Raw genomic sequence first — 17,643 nt, forward strand, 5'->3', positions numbered from 1 at the left:
CAATACACTTAACCTCACTTATCTGAGGTTAAGTACATCCTGCATGTCGTATAGGCCACGGGGCTTATCCGCCAACCACACAGCAGCCCGCACGGCCCCCTTGGCAAAAGTCATGCGACTAGAGGCTTTATGAGTAATCTCAATACGCTCACCCTCAGTGGCGAACAGCACAGTATGATCACCCACAACATCACCGGCACGAATGGTTTCAAAGCCGATCTCTTTGGCAGTACGCGGGCCGGTCTGACCTTCACGACCATAAACCGCGCAGCTTTTAAGATCGCGACCCAAGGTATCAGCCAGCACTTCACCCATACGCAAGGCGGTACCGGAAGGCGCATCCACCTTATGCCGATGATGCGCTTCTATCACTTCGATATCATAACCGCCATCGTCACCCAGGGCCTTGGCGGCTACTTCCAGCAGCTTAAAGCACAGATTAACGCCCACACTCATGTTGGGTGCAAACACCAGGGCAATCTGCTCAGACGCCTGTTGCAAGTGTGCTTTTTGCGCCTCATCCAGTCCGGTTGTACCCACCACCAGTTGCTTGCCATGCGCTTCACAAAACGCCAGATTCTGCATGGTCACGCTGGGGGAGGTAAAGTCGATCAATAGATCAAAATCATCCTTAACCTCAGCCAGTGATCCACTCAGCTTGACGCCCAGCTTACCCAGACCGGCCAACTCACCGGCATCAGCGCCCACCAGAGAGCTACTTGGCTCAACAATCGCCGCTGTAAGCTGTGCGCCCTCGGCCTGCTGAACGGCTTCCATCAAGGTTTTACCCATGCGGCCAGCCGCACCTGTCACTGCTATTCTGATCATTACCTTACCTGCCAAAAACCAGCCGACCCTGAATCAGGTCATATCCTCAAAAAACTTCTTCACTGAATCGAAGAAACCATGGCGTTTAGGGCTGTGCTTATGCTTACCCTCTTCAGTGGCATCTTGAAACTCGCGCAACAGTTCTTTCTGGCGACTATTCAGGCTGACAGGTGTTTCCACGATCACTTTGACCATCAGATCACCGACACCGCCACCGCGAACCGGGGTAATACCCTTGCCACGCAAGCGAAACAGCTTGCCCGTCTGGGTTTCGGTTGGCACCTTGAGCTTCACTCGGCCATCCAGGGTCGGCACATCCAGCTCGCCACCTAGGGCGGCATCGACAAAGCTGATCGGCACTTCGCAATACAAGTGCTTACCGTCACGCTGAAAGATCTCATGCTCACGTACACTGACCTGCACATAGAGATCACCCGCCGGGCCGCCATTAGCTCCCGCTTCGCCTTCACCTGACAAACGAATACGGTCGCCGGTATCCACACCTGCCGGGATTTTAACCTGCAGGGTTTTAACCTTCTCGACACGACCCTGTCCATGACAGCTACTACAAGGGTCAGAGATCACCTTGCCACTGCCGTGACAGGAAGGACAGGTCTGCTGCACCGAGAAAAAGCCCTGCTGCATTCTCACCTGGCCGATACCGCCACAGGTACCACAGGTTTTGGCATTGGTTCCAGGCTTGGCCCCGCTGCCATGACAGGTTTCACAACCCACCAGCGTCGGCACACGCAGGCTTTTTTCACAGCCACGTACCGCTTCTTCCAGGGTTAAATCCAGGTTGTAACGCAGATCGGCACCACGCTGCACACTGCTGCGACGCTGACCACCACCGCCGCCCCCGAAGATATCCCCAAACACATCACCAAAGATGTCGGAGAAATTACCCTCAAAGCCGCCGTGGAAGCCACCGCCGCCAGCCTGCCCATCAACACCGGCATGACCAAACTGGTCGTACGCGGCCTTTTTCTGGGCGTCTGAAAGCACTTCGTAAGCTTCGCTGAACTCTTTAAATTTATTTTCCGCGTCCTTATCATCCGGATTACGGTCCGGGTGATACTTCATCGCCAGGCGACGATAGGCTTTTTTAATATCGCGGTCTGAGGCATCGCGCGGGACACCCAGTAGTTCGTAATAGTCTTTTTTTGACATAGTCCGAATCTGATCCGGTTAACGATGACTCCTGCGGGAGCCGGACACGACAACGCGGGCTGATGCCCGCGTCGCCTTCATTTCAGTATTTCAGTAGTTCATGCTGGACATGAAGGATTACTTTTTGTCATCCTTCACTTCTTCAAACTCAGCATCCACTACGTCTTCTGCGGGCTTTTCTTCACTCTGACCAGCATCACCCTGTTCAGCGGCAGCGGCATCAGCATACATCTTCTGCGCCACACCGGACACAGCTTCGGTCAGTGCTTCTGTTTTGCTTTCGATCGCCGCTTTGTCATCACCTTTGAGCGCTTCTTCCAGCTCTGCGATAGCCGCTTCAATCTTGGTTTTCTCGTCTTCGGTCACTTTATCAGCCGCATCTTTCAGCGTCTTCTTGGCGGTGTGCACCATGGCATCACCCTGGTTACGTGCCTGTGACAGCTCTTCGAACTTACGATCTTCATCCGCATGAGCTTCAGCGTCACGAACCATCTGATCGACTTCTTCATCGCTCAAACCGGAAGAGGCTTTAATCACGATGGACTGCTGCTTACCGGTCGCTTTGTCCTTAGCAGACACATTCAGAATACCGTTGGCATCGATATCAAAGGTAACCTCAACCTGAGGTACGCCACGCGGTGCCGGTGGAATATCCGCCAGATCAAAACGTCCCAGTGACTTGTTCTGATTCGCCTGTTTACGCTCACCCTGTACCACGTGAATGGTTACAGCGGTCTGATTGTCATCGGCGGTTGAGAACACCTGTGATTTCTTGGTTGGAATCGTAGTGTTCTTATCAATCAGCGGCGTAGCTACACCACCCATGGTCTCAATACCCAGTGTCAGCGGGGTCACGTCTAATAGCAGCACGTCTTTCACGTCACCGGAAAGTACCGCACCCTGAATTGCCGCACCAATCGCTACAGCTTCGTCCGGGTTAACATCTTTACGTGGCTCTTTACCGAAAAACTCAGTGACACGTTTCTGCACTAATGGCATACGCGTCTGACCACCGACCAGAATCACTTCATCTACTTCAGAGGTAGATAGACCCGCATCTTTCAGAGCGATCTTACAAGGCTCCAGTGAGCGCTCAACCAGCTCTTCAACCAGTGATTCCAGCTTGGCGCGAGTCAGCTTGACGTTCAAGTGCTTAGGACCGGAAGCATCAGCGGTGATGTACGGCAGGTTAACATCCGTCTGCTGTGAAGAAGACAGTTCAACCTTGGCTTTTTCAGCCGCTTCTTTCAGGCGCTGCAGTGCCAGTGGATCATGGTGCAGATCAATACCTGAGTCTTTCTTGAACTGATCCGCCAGGTAATTGATGATCGACAGGTCGAAATCCTCACCACCCAGGAAAGTATCACCGTTAGTCGCCAGTACTTCAAACTGGTGTTCGCCATCAACATCCGCAATTTCAATGATAGATACGTCGAAGGTACCACCACCCAGGTCATAAACCGCGATGGTTTTATCACCCTTGGACTGATCCATACCGTAAGCCAGCGCAGCCGCTGTTGGCTCGTTGATAATACGTTTAACTTCAAGACCAGCAATCTTACCGGCATCTTTAGTAGCCTGACGCTGTGAGTCGTTGAAGTAAGCAGGCACAGTAATAACTGCCGCTGTGACTGGCTCGCCCAGGTAATCTTCAGCGGTTTTCTTCATTTTTTTCAGCACTTCAGCTGAAACCTGTGGTGGCGCCATTTTATTGTCACGCACTTGAACCCAGGCATCACCATTGTCCGCTTTGACAATTTTGTAAGGCACCATTTTGATATCTTTCTGAACTACATCGTCTTCAAAACGACGACCGATCAGACGCTTGATAGCAAACAGGGTGTTATCCGGATTAGTCACCGCCTGACGCTTGGCAGACTGGCCCACCAGAATTTCACCATCATTGGTAAATGCAATGATGGACGGGGTAGTACGATCGCCTTCGGCGTTCTCAATGACTCGGGTCTTGTCACCATCCAGGATGGCTACACAAGAGTTGGTTGTACCCAGGTCAATACCAATAATTCTTCCCATTTTACTCTCCGTAATCTATACCGCTCTGCGGTGTGAATTCTGTATTTTACCGATGAAACCTATATGGGGCTGCCTAAGGTTATTTCAAGCTATATTATGCTTTTGCAACCATAACCATGGCCGGACGCACCAGTCGACCATTGAGGGTGTACCCCTTCTGCATCACCGCCACCACTGTGTTGGGCTCCGCATCCGGTGCATCAACCATAGACATAGCCTGATGCAACGCTGGATCGAAGACCTGACCGGTCGGATCGACAGATATCAAATTGAACTTGGCCAGACTATTAACAAAAAGATCCAGCGTCATGTCAGCGCCTTCACGTAAAGCCTTGGTTGCTTCGTCATCCACAGGACAGGCGTCCACGGTGCGTTCAAGGCTATCAACTACCGGCAACAACTCCTGGGCAAACTTATCCAGCGCAAACTTGTGCGCCTTCTCCACATCCTGCTCGGCACGCCGGCGCACATTCTGTATTTCGGCCTGTGCACGCAACTGGGTATCCAGCACTTCCTGCTTCAGACGCTCAATTTCATCACGTGCCAGCGCTAAATCGCCCTGCTGCGCATCGCTAGTCTGTTGAGACTGGCCACCGTCAACCACCACGTCCTCAACCACTTCGGCAGACTCACTGTCAGGAGCCACATCACCTTCGGTCTGAATCTCCACAGTGACGTCAAGCGCTTCATCCGACGGTTTCTGCTGATCATTAGCCATCCACTCTCTCCTGTCATATTTCCAATATCTTGAGACTGTCAGATTAATGGGGTCAAAAAAAATGGATTCAACCGGCATGAACTATCTTTTCAACACCACTTGCAGACTGAGCAAAAATGCCTTATACATACTACTGTATAAATAACCATGTATGACAACTATGCTCACACACCTACTGATCAAAAATTTTGCCCTTGTTGACCTGCTGGAGCTGGAGCTGAAAGACGGCATGACCGTTATCAGCGGTGAAACCGGCGCAGGTAAATCGATCATGCTGGATGCGCTTGGCCTGACACTCGGCGATCGCGCCGACAGCGATACGGTTAGAGACGGTGAGGAACGGGCTGAAATTACAGCCAGCTTTGATCTCCAAGCCATTCCTGAAGCCCAGGCCTGGCTCAAAGCACAGGATCTGGAACAGGATCAGGAGTGCCAGATACGCCGCATTATTACCCGAGAGGGGCGCAGCCGCAGCTACATTAACGGCCAACCCGCCCCACTGAATCAGTTGCGTGAACTGGGTCAGCTATTAGTCGACATCCATGGTCAGCATGAGCATCAGCGGCTACTCCACCGCGAGTACCATCGCGTACTGCTGGATGACTACGCCCAGCAAGCCACTCTGGCAGAGCAGGTTCGTCAGCAACACAGCCGTTGGCAGAAACTTAATCAATCACTGCGACAACTCACTGACGACAGTGCCGAGAAAACCGCCCGTACACAATTACTCAGCTACCAGCTGGAAGAACTGGCGCAACTGGATCTACAGCCTGACGAACTGGCCGAGTTGGAGAATGAACAGAAAACCCTGGAAAATGCCGGCCATCTGCTACAAACAGGGCACCAGTTAATTGAGATCACCTCTGAGGGTGAAGAACAGAATTGCGTCAACCTGCTGAACCAGTGCCAACACCTGCTGCAGCAACTGGCGGTAAACGCGCCCACCCTCACACAAGTCAGCGAGATGCTCAACAATGCCCAGATTCTGATTGAAGAAGCCAGCCATGAGCTGCGTCACTATCTGGACCATATCGAAATCAGCCCGGAGCGCCTACAAACAGTTGAAGAGCGCCTAACGGCAATTTATGACATTGCCCGCAAACACCGCACTCAGCCGCAACAATTACCGGCCTTGCAAGCTGAATTACAAACGGAAATGGACAGCCTGCACCGATCAGACGAAGCCCTGGACCAGCTTCACCAGGATGCTGAGACAGCCAGAGCAACCTATATTGAACTGGCGACGCGTTTAAGCAAATCGCGTACGCAACAGTCCGGCAAGCTCAGCAAAGCGGTTGATGTTCAGTTGCACAGCCTGGGTATGACTGCCGCCCACTTCAACGTCAGCCTAAACCAACTACCGGAAAGTAAATGGAATGCGAATGGCATGGAAGAGGTGGAGTTTTTGATAGCCGCCAATCCAGGGCAGACAGCCCGCCCCTTGGCCAAGGTAGCTTCAGGGGGTGAGCTTTCACGGATCAGTCTGGCGATTCAGGTTATTACCGCACAAACATCCAGCACACCCACGCTGGTATTCGATGAAGTGGATGTAGGCATTGGTGGCGCCATTGCTGAAGTGGTTGGTCGTTTACTACGAGAGCTGGGCGAGCGCACACAAATACTCTGTGTTACGCATCAGCCGCAAGTGGCCTCTCAAGGCCATCAACATCTTTTTGTCAGCAAAGCCAACCAGAAGCAGAAAACACGTACGCAAATCACCCAACTTGAACCAGAACCCCGCTTACAGGAAATTGCCCGCATGCTGGGTGGTATTCAGGTGACCGACGCTACGCTGACACATGCCAGAGAAATGCTGGAAGGATAACAGCAGCCCCGGACTCACCGGTTGACTGCAAGCCAACAAACTTAGAGGTTATCTTTGAACTGACCGTACAGATACAGGGTGCGGTCAGCGATAACAAAGCCATTTTTTGCAGCAATTTCGTCCAGCAACTCACTCAGGCGCGGGTCAGTAAACTCGCATACGCGTCCAGTTTTCACACAAACCATATGATCATGGTCATCTTCGCGTGCTAACTCGAACACTGAGTGACCGCCCTCAAAATGGTGACGTGAAACCAGACCAGCCGATTCAAATTGCGTTAATACTCGATACACTGTTGCCAGCCCGACATCTTCTCCGGACTCCATCAACAACTTATAAATATCTTCTGCACTGAAATGCTCTCCCTCGCCAGCTCTTTCCAGCAACTGGTATATTTTCACCCTCGGCAAGGTCACTTTAAGTCCTGCTTTCCGAAGTTCTTGATTCTCTAAAGCCATAATCTATCTCTTATTTGCTATGCGGTTTGGGATCTGCAGTGGTAGACTTCATTATCAATGTTTACGCGACAAAGTGGAAGTTATTTACAGATGCGAAAGATTTTGATCGTTCTAATGACCAGTTTCCTTATTTCCGGCTGTTTCCCTGGTGTCCATAAAATAGACATCCCCCAGGGCAATGTCGTCACTCAAGACATGATAGACCAATTACGCCCGGGCATGACACACAGCCAAGTTCGTTTTATCATGGGAACCCCTCTAATTACCGACACTTTTACAGATGAACGCTGGGACTACCTGTACAGTTTTCAGAAAGGCGGAAGTGAGCGCACACAAGAGCGCATCTCGCTGTACTTTAACCAGGGTCAGCTAAGCCGCTTCAGCGGTGATTTCAGACCCTCATCCACCGCACCGTCAGAATAAGCCAAACCGGCCAAGGCTATCAGGCTTCAGCCTTGGCCTTAGCCGCTTTTTCCGCTGCCTTTCGCGCCCGTATCTCTTTCGGGTCAGCCAGTAGCGGACGATAGATTTCAACACGATCACCGGCGCGCAGCTCAGTGGTGAGTGGATCTTTTACCGCTTTGCCAAAAATACCTACCGGATCACTCTCGGGATCTATCTCGGAAAAATACTCATTCATACGGGACAGAACCACCGCTTCATGAACTGTTGTTCCTTCATGCACATTTAACGCAATAATTTTTTGCTCGTCGGGCAACGCATACGCCACCTCTACCGGAATCATCTCATCACCCTCAGTCATAGAGCTTATCCGCCCGTTCTACAAACACATCCACCATGGTTGTTGCTACAGATGTAAATACCTTATTCATCGCCAGACTAGCGAGCTTGCCAGCAAAATCATAACGCATCACGAACTCAACTTTACAGGCATCCTCACTTAAAGGCGTGATATTCCACACCGCATTGAAGGTTGAAAAAGGCCCCTCAACTAAGTTCATATCCATAAACACCGGGCGACGCTTACGGTTACGCGTAGTAAAACTATAGTGTAATCCAGCCTTGGCAACATGCAAGGTTGCTTGTATTTCATCCTCAGATTCAGCAAGCACCTGCGTCCTGGAACACCAGGGAACAAAATCAGGATAACGACTGACATCGTTGATCAGATCAAACATCTGCTCGGCCGAATGCAGCACCAGAGCACTTTTATGAATTTCGGTCATGCAACTTCTGCCCAGTTGAGATCAAAAGGACACATTATACAGGTTTGTCACAAAAATAAGTCCGATAGCCAGCGGAGCCAAATAACGCAGGCAAAAACGCCACAGATAATAAAACACCAGCGACTGGCTCAGCTCATCCTGCGTAATGCGACGACACAGCACCCAACCTGTAAATAGCGTAATGGCTAAGCCCACCAACGGCAGTAGCAGATAGGTAGTTACAAAATTCAGCAGCTCAAACAGATTCATTTTATACAGCGTAATGCCAGCCAAATGACTGAAGGAAAACAGCACAGCAAGACTCAGCAACCAGGCCACCCCGACACTACCCAACGCAGCAAGGGTCCGCTTTAGTCCGAAGCGCTGCTCCAGCAGAGCTGTTGCGGGTTCCATCAAGGATATGGCTGAGGTGACCGCCGCAACCCCCACTAGCAGAAAGAAAATCACACAAAGCACCTGACCGGCATCCATCTGCCCAAACGCCACCGGCAGGGTAATAAACAACAAACCTGGTCCGGATGCCGGGTCCATTTGAGCCGCAAACAAGATCGGAAATACAACCATACCCACCAACAGTGCCAGCACAGTATCCAGCACACCCACACAGGCGACAGTTTGCCCGATAGATTCCTTGCGGCTCAGGTAGGCGCCATAGGTCATCACAACCCCCATTCCCAAGGACAGAGTAAAAAAAGCATGCCCCAGTGCGGCAATAAACATATCTGCATCAACCCGGTCAGGATGAAAGGCAAACAAATAAAGATAAGCCTGAGCGAAGTAACCCGAGTTATAGGCGTATACCAGCAGGATCAACAGCAACAATAACAGCAAGGGCATCAGATAGCGGATAGCACGATCCAATCCTCGGCGCACACCAGCCCCCACAATCAACAAGACCAGCAGCATGAATAGACTATGACTGATAAGCAAAGAACCTGGGTTCTCAAGCATAGCGCTAAAATAATCACCCGCTTGCTCAACGCCGATATCAGCCAAAAGCCCGGCCGACAAGGAGAACACATAGTAAAATATCCATGCAGCAACCACTGCGTAGAAGGAAAAAATCAGCACGCCGGTCAGCACAGCCAACCAACCAACCCAGACCCAGCGTGGCGATGCCCCCGCCTCCTGACTCAAATACTGCATAGCTTGCACGGGATTACTGCGGGTTCGACGCCCAAGCAGTCCCTCGGCCATCATAATCGGCACACCCACCAGCAGCACACAAAACAGATACACTAATAAAAAGGTACCTCCGCCTTGTTCTCCAGTTAGATAGGGAAATTTCCAGATATTCCCCAGCCCAGCCGACGAGCCCAGCAGCGCCAGAATAAAGACGCTGCGATGAGACCAAAGCTCCTTAGCTTTTTGACCTGTTTGCATAAATACGCTTCCTGATCCACGTTCACGTATCGATAGATGATGTTACCCTGAACGTATCAGCTATATGAAAGCTCAAGTAAAACAGCTTTCAAAGCCTCTGTCTCGTCTATATAATTCGCGCATGTCAAAAAAGAAAGCAAAACCCACCAGCTCCACCATCTGCCAGAATAAAAAGGCACGCCATGAATACAGCATTGAACAGAAGTTCGAGGCAGGCGTAGCGCTGTCCGGTTGGGAGGTCAAAAGTCTACGTGCTGGCCGCGCGCAGTTGGTTGACTCCTACGTTGTACTGAAAAATGGCGAAGCCTGGCTGGTAGGCGCCCACTTCACCCCAATTATTTCTACCTGTACCCATGTCCTGGCTGACCCACGCCGCGACCGTAAACTGCTGCTACACAAGCGGGAGATCGACCGTCTCATTGGCGCCACCCAAGCCAAGGGCTACACCTGTGTTGCACTGGCGCTCTACTGGAAACAGGGGCGAGTTAAGTGCGAGATAGCACTGGTAAAAGGTAAAAAACAGCACGACAAACGTGCCTCAGAAAAAGAAAAAGACTGGGAGCGCCAGAAACAGCGCATCATGGCTGCGCCCGTCTGATTGCAGCAATAGCCCTACTTTTTTGCATAAATTCTACGACTAAAGACTAGTAAGCTTGTAGTAAAGGCGCAAATCAGCATAATAAAAGTAACCCAATATAATAATATAAGGTGCCATTATGCTGACTCAGCTGAACGTAGTAACTCGACTGATCATTCTCAGCGTTTTCCCAATACTCGTAATCATTGCAAGCTTCACTTTAGCAGTGAACGACATGCGCCTGCTTAATCAGAATACACACAGTCTCTTTGAGGATGCCATCGTTCCTCTTCGTCAGTTGAAAATAACATCCGATGCTTTTGCCGTTACCGGAGTCGATGCTTTTCAGAAATTTCGCGCTGGCGTTATTCTGGAACCTGAATTGCGTGCCGAAATTGAAGCTGCCGAAAAAGAAGGCCAGGAAGCCTGGGCCCTGTTTCTTGAAAGCGAAATGAGTGACGCTGAACAAGCGCTCGCCAGCCAAGCTGAAACGCATCTGCAAACAGTATTGAATACGCAGAATGAGTTTCTGGAAAAAGCGACCTCAGGCCACCTGCGCCTAATGGCCCTACCAACCTTTAATACCAGTCTGTTCAGTGCTTATGAACCCCTGTCAGACGCATTAAATGAGCTGATCGATTACCAGCTCAATGAAGCCGCTACCCTCCGAGACCAGGCTGATGCCCAATATATCCGCGACCGCAATCTATTCGTCATTGTCGGGATTCTAGTAGTTGTTATTGTCGGCTTACTGGCTTGGCGCATCTCCCTCTCTATACAGCGGCCTATTCGCAAATTGGTAGATGTCGTCAGCCAAATAGGCACAAATTCCAACCTGACACTGCGCGCACCAGTAGAAGGTAAAGATGAACTGGCGCGACTAGGCACTCAGTTCAACACCATGATGGACCACTTTCAGCAACTGATTCGCAATCTAGGCAACGCCACCGACCAGTTGGCCGCCGCCGCTGAAGAGATGAGCGCAATTAGCACTCAGGTCAGTGGCGGAGCCCGCAATCAAGAGCAACAAACCACCATGATTGCGACTGCCATCAATGAAATGACCGCCGCCATCGCTGAAGTCGCCACCAATGCACAGAACGCCTCCATCTCAGCAGAGCAGGCTAATGAACAATCGACTGAAGGTCTGGAGCGCTCACGCCAGACGCGCATCGCTATTGAGGCACTTGCTAGCAGCATTGAAGCCTCAGCAGAGCGCATTGGCAACCTGGATGCCCAGGCCGCTAAAATAACCGAAGTACTGGATGTCATAGAATCTATTGCTGAACAAACCAACCTGCTGGCCCTCAATGCAGCCATAGAAGCTGCACGTGCTGGCGATGCCGGCCGTGGTTTTGCTGTGGTGGCCGACGAGGTACGCAACCTGGCAGGCAACACCCAACAATCCACTGAACGCATTCAACAAAGCATCACTGATCTGCAAAGCGTTGCTAAAGAGGCCGTCAAAGAGATGCAGAAGTCCACTCAAGCGGCTCGTGATGGTGTAGACAACGCTCATGCCAATGGCGAAACCTTCGAAGCCATGAGCGCCGCCGTCAGTACCATTCTTGACATGAACGTACAGATATCCTCAGCGACGGAAGAGCAAACCGCCGTAGCCAATGATATCAATCAGAATGTCCACAACGTAGCTCAAATTGTCAGTGAAGTGGTCAGTGGTGCTGATCAGACCGCCGAGGCCAGCCAGCAACTAACCGAATTGGCCCAGCGCCTGAAAGCTGAGGTTGAACAGTTCAAAGTATAAAAAACAGCAGGCAGTGGTGCTTTAGCTTTTCACTGCCATGCTATATACTACAGCCGTTATCTGGGGGTGACATGGCTTCGACGCCGATTACGAACCCTTGGGTGCATGCCGAGAACGTGATGATTCTCGTAAATCCCTCATCACACAGTTATAGTTGCAAACGACGATAACTACGCTCTAGCCGCTTAAGTCGGCTAGCGCTGCACTCTAAGGTGTCTGTAACTCAGAGGTTCGCAGTGTCATATGAGACAGAATCGCCCGGATGCTTTGCTCTAAGCTGAACGGTTAAAACTAAAAGAGCTCGCCCTAAACACCCTGGCTCTCGGGTCGTGATGGGTTAATTGAATAGAGAAGCCTAAGCATGTAGATCTTAAGGCAGAGGATTGGCGGACGCGGGTTCGAAACCCGCCACCTCCACCAACCACCTAGATATAAAGCCCTGTTATTACAGGGTTTTTTGTTTTCTGAAGCCTGCTTTAAAGTCAATGTGTCACCAATGTGTCACCGGCGCCAATTTTACCGCCTCTTCCAGATGCTCAGGTGCCAAATGTGCATACCTCATTGTGACCTTAACAGATGAGTGTCCAAGTATCCGCTGCAGTGTAAGAATGTTACCGCCCTTCATCACAAAGTGACTGGCAAACGTATGCCTGAGCACATGTGTCGCCTGCCCTTTTGGCAGATCAATTCCCGTCTTTACCAATACACGTCGAAAAGAACCAATAGAGCTGGTGAAATTACCGTGCAACTGCCAGTGACTATGCAAAAACTGTGTAAGCTGAACAGATATAGGTACAGAACGCACTTTACCGCTTTTGGTATTAGAGAAGGTGACTACATTATTAATAAGGGACACCGGCTTCAAATTCTCAGCTTCAGACCAACGGGCACCGGTAGCCAAGCAAATAAGAGTCAGAGGCTCAAGGTGCGGATTAGAACCCGAACGACGATCACGAACAGAATTCAGCAGCAACCGTATCTGTTCTTCCGTAAGCCAGGATAATTCCTGCTCCTGGATCCGGATCTGTTTAACCTTGGACAGTGGATTCGGGTAGCTTATCTCGCCCAGGGAGAACAACTCATTAAACACAGCACGAATATATGACAACTCATTATTCAAGGTCTTGTCACTGATACCAGAGTCAGAACGTTGCCGACGATCACGAGCATACAAGGTTGACGTTAAAGCCTTGGCATAAAGATCACCGAGTCGAACAGCAAATCGTTGTAACGCACGTAAGCGACGATCACCATCATTTAGTGTGTGGCCGTGAAGATCATACCAAAGCTGAAAGACCTCAGAGAGCCTACGGCGATCTCTATCAGAAATCAGTTGAGACTTAAGTGATACAGACTTACTTTTTACTTTAGCTTCAAACTGAACAGCATCGACTTTTCTATCGAACGTTCGGCGAACACGCTTACCCCTGGACAACTCAGCGTCAACTTGCCAACGGCCTGACTTGGTCTTTTTGATAGCCATCAGACAGCAACACCCCAACGTATGGTTCGTTCAGTCAGTTTATCCCTGATCCAGTTGTAAATGTCGCGCTCATTTTTACCTTTAGACTCGAAATGATCCTTGATAACTGTCCAACACTCCCATTCTTGGAGGCGTTGAAAAGCCTTTTTTGCGCCTACACCCTCACGTGCTAAAAGGCTGATCATGTTACCCATGAACAACTCGACGTTTTTACCACTAAAGCCGGAAGCCGTTTTGTAATGGCGTTTATATTCAACATCATCAGGGACTAGATCAGGATGAATTGCAACCGTGATATCTTGTCTAAGGAACGTCCAGAGAGGGTTATAGGTTGTATCTGAATCAAGCAACTTAAAGTTGCTTAAGCCATAGCGGAAGATTGCAGTCAGGTGCGGTACCAGGTCAGCATAAGTATGAGTGTCTATGACTTCACCAGTAAGATAATTTACGGAGCCTTGTGCAAACTGCTCAATTACAGAGTGATGAAAACGGAACTCTATCCGTAAAACCGGTTGTGCAGGATCATAGTTAAGCGGATCTGCAGCATCAAAAGGGTTATCTTGCGATCGCCAGATGTTTTGCCAGTAATCAAGTTTATCGATCGCTTTTGCCTGGGCTGTTTTGTTGTACATAGAAAGCTGGGTACCAGAAGGAGCACCCCACATAAAGGTTTCGCCACGACCATAGACAGCCGACTTACCTTCAAACTCAATGCGCTCAACACCGGAAATATCACGCTGAACACGTGAACGGCAATGCATACGTGAAACAAGATCAGTAGGCAGGTTGTAACCCTGTATATCAACGGCAATATGTACAGCACATTGATTCGGTGTGCATTCGTCAAGCACTTGATTTGCATAAGAATCAAGAAGCTTTTGCAGATCCTCAGGGCTTTGACTCTGTATCAAGTGCGGGGAAACTTCAATTTTTAAATGAGGGCCAACATGCTCGGGTTTAGCGTTGAAATTCTTAATCAAAAGAATCAAGCCAAGATCCAGATTCTGGAGCTTATGCTGATAACCGGAATCACGACCTACACGGCCTGCATGCCACACCGTACCAAACATACAGACCTGACCATTTGCTGTGGTTAATTCGTCCAGGAGACCTGAACGGAGCTTGCCACGGTATAACTGCCTGACAGTATCAACACCAGTGTGAAGGACACGGACCTTAGAAAGGTCAGAAATGGACGCGGTTTTAGGACATAAGAAAAGACGGCCACGAGCGTCCTCTTTTCCTTCAAAATTGACTCTGAGTTGATCAAGTGCGGTTGTCATAACGAGTACCTAACAGTTATCTAACGGAACGTTTCTCTACATGTTTAAAGACGTGTTACAGGGACGTCTCAGGCGGCGATGTGATTAGACGACTACCACCGCCAGCGGGGCCCCTTCTAATCACATCGCCGCCTGAATACTCTGTGTCGCCGCTCCACAGGTAATAAAATCGGTGTAACGGTCATACTGGACGTGCACGAGGCAATCACCGCGCTGATCCAACTCATAGCCAGCTTCGAATAGATCCTTGTCAGTAAGCATAAAGGCACTTTGACCGTTCTGTAGTGCACGAAATACCAGAATTCGACCAGCACTAGTATCGACATGGCCGGACACTCTAAGCTGAAATTCTGAAAACGGGTGCTTTGGTGTCCGATCAGGTTGAGCTGCTACCGAGGTGATTTCAGTAGACTCCTGGGGGATTGCATCCAAGCTATTGAACTGTGCTGAAAGACTAGAAAATGTATCAGGTGAATCAGGTGTATCGGGTTCATACTGGCGTTGTGAAACTGATGTAACTAAATCTGGCTGCTTGAACATTTTAGGCACTGTAAAAAACATCGAAATAACACCAGCACCGAGAAATAAAGCCGCCCCGACGAACTGCCACTTTTTCCAAATAGGTTTAACATCTTTGACAGTAGCTTCTTTACCCGCTGTAGATGATCCTGTGTGTGACTGGTAAAACGGGTAAAAAGCAGAATCATAAGATCTAACTTGAGTATCAAGAGTAGTACCACGGACACCTGATCGAGTGTGTCTGACATAGGATTCTTGAGAGCCAAATGCGGTTGCCTTGCCGACAGCATAAACAATATCAATCATGTCACAAATGTTAGAATCAACTTTGCGATAGGACTGAGTTATTAAGAGGGCATCAGCTTTATAATGTCGATGCATTGAAAACCACTCTTCAACATCACGACGAGTATTGCCCTTTCGCAAGCAAAAGTGGCACTCATCAATGACATAAAGAGGACCTACACCGGTTTCTGGATGTGTCCAGGTATCTTGATAATCCAGTAGAGTACTGAAAGGTCTCGGGTTTGAGGGGCAGGGTTTACGTAAATCAATAAGATCAACGAACTGCTGACCATAAACTGCGCGAAAATGGTCCAACTTCAACGGCAAATTTGTGATTACCTTTCTGCCTTCCTTTAAAGCAGGAATAACATGAAAAGCAACGGCCTCATAACTTTTACCACCACCAGGGCGGCCACTCAGCATGAAAAGCATAATGCATAACCTACTAAGAAAACGATTGTATAAGTAACTGCTGCCAGCATCAGATAAGAAGCAACGATTTCTTTTAGGGTCATGAGCCTAACCTCACAAAAGGAATCAACTGCATTATTAAGCGAATAATAAGAGCCGCGGCAATCATCCCCATCGCTTCAGTAAAACCGACAGCCGCCAGCATCTGTTTAGATTCAGAGGGCAACTGATTTAACAAAGGGCCAACAGCAAACGATCCTAGTTCCTCAAAGCCGGACAAAACCGTTATTACAAACTGCAAGATCATATCGAAGAGAAAGTAAAACACCTCAGTAATGGCATCAAACAGTGTCAAAAGAACATCACGCATAAACGTTAGGAAGTTATCCCAGAGCCCTTTAAAAAAACCGACTAGCTTTTCCATATCAACCCCCGAAAATTAAACGTCTGCACACAACAGCCGCAACAAACAGAAATGCAACACGCATGAACGGCGCTACCCTAGCATCTAGTTCCAACTGTTTAGCCGGCATCGACATGGGGCCAATTGACCAGCCTGGGAACGTAAACATAGGGAATGCACCGCTTGAAGCAATGCCAGACGTGTCAGTAATCGTGCCAATCATTGCCGCCCCTAAAAGCGCTTCTTTGTGAGATTCAAAAATACCCGCTATACCGTCAGGGTAAGATGTTTCCCACCATGAACCACTCTCTGCATAAGGGTCAGCCTTGCATGCATCACCTTCACATTCTTCATCAGCTTCTTCATCTCCTTCACCTTCAGACCCTGAACCTGATCCTGAACCTGAACCTGAACCTGAAGAACCACCGTGACCGGTACCAACGCCACCGCTATTTGATGTTGTTGTAGTATTCTCACCGGTGAATTTTCCATCTGAGTCATACGTTTTTGTGTTCGTTGTTGTTGTTTCGCTGGATTTTGGCGCCGTTGATGATTGAGTGTGCGTTGGCGGCATAGTCGATTTATCTATGACATGCGTAGTAATCGGATGCCCTGTGTATGCGGTATTTGTTTCAGTAGTAACTGATTTTGAACCATCGGGATTGACGGTCTCAGTAACAGTTTCTGTTGTTGTCCTAGTGATGCCGTTAGACATCTTAACAACTGTTGTTGTTTCGGTTTCCTGCCTGTCAGTACCCTTGCCCCTAGTTTCAACAGTGACAGTTGTATCAGTAGTGACATGGGTACCATCAGGCAAAATTTCGGAATCTGAAAAAACTGTTGTTTCAGTAGAATTCGGATCAACTTGTGAACCCAGTTGCGGAGTAACGATGTTTTCAGAATCAGGATCAATAGCATCTTCATCCAGTGCCATTTCACCATCGTATTCAAAGATAGCAACCGCCTCGCAGTACATATCATCAGTGCAATTCAAATCAGCATCACGTAAAACAATGCGACAACCCGCATATTGACCGACTGTTGAAATAGATGGATCTAAAAGACCATGACCTGCAACGGTACCGTCTTCAGGACAGTGGTTAGGGACCTCAGGAGGAACGCAATAATCGGCAGTACAACCCGAAGGTATTAAAGTACGATCACCAGTAGAACCGTTAAGGGGTCCAGCACCCCATTGATTATAGTTACGGCAACGAACGCGAGTTTTCTGAGCGTTATCCCAGACAGGGGCAGCATGGGACCAGCCAGCATTCAGTGGCATAGAATAACAAAAAGCAGTTGGTGTATTACCGG

The 17,643-nt window shown here is 49.3% G+C and carries 17 protein-coding genes and 1 other RNA gene; 5 read left to right on the top strand and 13 right to left on the bottom strand.

Annotation, left to right across the window (positions count from 1 at the left end; all coding sequences use genetic code 11):
- Positions 1-18 precede the first annotated feature (18 nt).
- The 4 genes from dapB to grpE all read right to left on the bottom strand — a co-directional run bounded on the left by dapB (position 19) and on the right by grpE (position 4,750).
- A complete protein-coding gene (gene dapB / locus ACN0R1_RS09180) occupies positions 19-828 on the bottom strand; it encodes a 4-hydroxy-tetrahydrodipicolinate reductase (RefSeq protein ID WP_417582087.1) in 810 nt (269 codons plus the stop codon).
- 33 nt (positions 829-861) lie between these two features.
- On the bottom strand, positions 862-1,998 hold the full coding sequence (gene dnaJ / locus ACN0R1_RS09185) for a molecular chaperone DnaJ (protein ID WP_417582089.1): 1,137 nt from the start codon (positions 1,996-1,998) through the stop codon (positions 862-864).
- A 117-nt stretch (positions 1,999-2,115) separates the two neighbouring features.
- Positions 2,116-4,032, bottom strand: coding sequence for a molecular chaperone DnaK (dnaK, locus tag ACN0R1_RS09190; RefSeq protein ID WP_417582091.1), 1,917 nt, complete (start codon positions 4,030-4,032; stop codon positions 2,116-2,118).
- A gap of 94 nt (positions 4,033-4,126) precedes the next feature.
- On the bottom strand, positions 4,127-4,750 hold the full coding sequence (grpE, locus tag ACN0R1_RS09195; protein WP_417582093.1) for a nucleotide exchange factor GrpE: 624 nt from the start codon (positions 4,748-4,750) through the stop codon (positions 4,127-4,129).
- A 160-nt stretch (positions 4,751-4,910) separates the two neighbouring features.
- On the opposite strand from grpE, the gene recN reads away from it, so the two are divergent.
- Entirely contained in the window at positions 4,911-6,575 is a 1,665-nt protein-coding gene (gene recN, locus ACN0R1_RS09200) for a DNA repair protein RecN (protein ID WP_417582095.1), read from the top strand.
- Between the two features lie 41 nt (positions 6,576-6,616).
- On the opposite strand, the gene fur is transcribed toward recN, so the two are convergent.
- Positions 6,617-7,033, bottom strand: a complete 417-nt coding sequence (fur, locus tag ACN0R1_RS09205) for a ferric iron uptake transcriptional regulator (protein WP_417582097.1) — start codon at positions 7,031-7,033, stop codon at positions 6,617-6,619.
- 90 nt (positions 7,034-7,123) lie between these two features.
- Here fur and ACN0R1_RS09210 point away from each other — a divergent pair, with 90 nt between their 5' ends.
- Positions 7,124-7,456, top strand: coding sequence for an outer membrane protein assembly factor BamE (locus ACN0R1_RS09210; RefSeq protein ID WP_417582099.1), 333 nt, complete (start codon positions 7,124-7,126; stop codon positions 7,454-7,456).
- A gap of 19 nt (positions 7,457-7,475) precedes the next feature.
- Here ACN0R1_RS09210 and ACN0R1_RS09215 read toward each other — a convergent pair whose 3' ends face one another.
- The 3 genes from ACN0R1_RS09215 to ACN0R1_RS09225 are packed head-to-tail and all read right to left on the bottom strand — an operon-like array spanning position 7,476 to position 9,603.
- Positions 7,476-7,796 carry an RnfH family protein gene (locus ACN0R1_RS09215; RefSeq protein WP_417582101.1) on the bottom strand — a complete coding sequence of 107 codons (321 nt, stop codon included), beginning with the start codon at positions 7,794-7,796 and terminating at the stop codon, positions 7,476-7,478.
- Complete coding sequence (locus ACN0R1_RS09220) at positions 7,789-8,220, bottom strand: type II toxin-antitoxin system RatA family toxin (RefSeq protein ID WP_417582103.1); 432 nt, start codon at positions 8,218-8,220, stop codon at positions 7,789-7,791. The genes ACN0R1_RS09215 and ACN0R1_RS09220 overlap by 8 nt, the downstream gene beginning before the upstream one ends.
- A gap of 21 nt (positions 8,221-8,241) precedes the next feature.
- Complete coding sequence (locus ACN0R1_RS09225) at positions 8,242-9,603, bottom strand: sodium-dependent transporter (RefSeq protein ID WP_417582105.1); 1,362 nt, start codon at positions 9,601-9,603, stop codon at positions 8,242-8,244.
- A 121-nt stretch (positions 9,604-9,724) separates the two neighbouring features.
- Here ACN0R1_RS09225 and smpB point away from each other — a divergent pair, with 121 nt between their 5' ends.
- The 3 genes from smpB to ssrA all read left to right on the top strand — a co-directional run bounded on the left by smpB (position 9,725) and on the right by ssrA (position 12,365).
- Complete coding sequence (gene smpB / locus ACN0R1_RS09230; protein WP_417582107.1) at positions 9,725-10,201, top strand: SsrA-binding protein SmpB; 477 nt, start codon at positions 9,725-9,727, stop codon at positions 10,199-10,201.
- A gap of 118 nt (positions 10,202-10,319) precedes the next feature.
- Positions 10,320-11,945: a methyl-accepting chemotaxis protein gene (locus tag ACN0R1_RS09235; RefSeq protein WP_417582109.1), complete on the top strand. Its 1,626-nt coding sequence runs from the start codon at positions 10,320-10,322 to the stop codon at positions 11,943-11,945.
- 62 nt (positions 11,946-12,007) lie between these two features.
- Positions 12,008-12,365, top strand: a transfer-messenger RNA (tmRNA) gene (gene ssrA, locus ACN0R1_RS09240).
- 70 nt (positions 12,366-12,435) lie between these two features.
- On the opposite strand, the gene ACN0R1_RS09245 is transcribed toward ssrA, so the two are convergent.
- The 5 genes from ACN0R1_RS09245 to ACN0R1_RS09265 all read right to left on the bottom strand — a co-directional run.
- Complete coding sequence (locus ACN0R1_RS09245; RefSeq protein WP_417582110.1) at positions 12,436-13,428, bottom strand: tyrosine-type recombinase/integrase; 993 nt, start codon at positions 13,426-13,428, stop codon at positions 12,436-12,438.
- A complete protein-coding gene (locus ACN0R1_RS09250; RefSeq protein ID WP_417582111.1) occupies positions 13,428-14,711 on the bottom strand; it encodes a hypothetical protein in 1,284 nt (427 codons plus the stop codon). The genes ACN0R1_RS09245 and ACN0R1_RS09250 overlap by 1 nt, the downstream gene beginning before the upstream one ends.
- 120 nt (positions 14,712-14,831) lie before the next feature.
- Positions 14,832-15,947 (bottom strand): zonular occludens toxin domain-containing protein, encoded by a 1,116-nt coding sequence (locus tag ACN0R1_RS09255; protein ID WP_417582112.1) that lies wholly within the window; start codon positions 15,945-15,947, stop codon positions 14,832-14,834.
- Between the two features lie 79 nt (positions 15,948-16,026).
- The gene (locus tag ACN0R1_RS09260; protein ID WP_417582113.1) at positions 16,027-16,350 is read right to left on the bottom strand and encodes a DUF2523 family protein; all 324 of its coding nucleotides are present in this window, start codon (positions 16,348-16,350) and stop codon (positions 16,027-16,029) included.
- 1 nt (position 16,351) lies between these two features.
- On the bottom strand, positions 16,352-17,643 hold a 1,292-nt coding region (locus ACN0R1_RS09265), incomplete at its 5' end, for a hypothetical protein (protein WP_417582114.1).

This window comes from Nitrincola sp., from assembly GCF_048264025.1.
GTDB lineage: Bacteria > Pseudomonadota > Gammaproteobacteria > Pseudomonadales > Balneatricaceae > Nitrincola.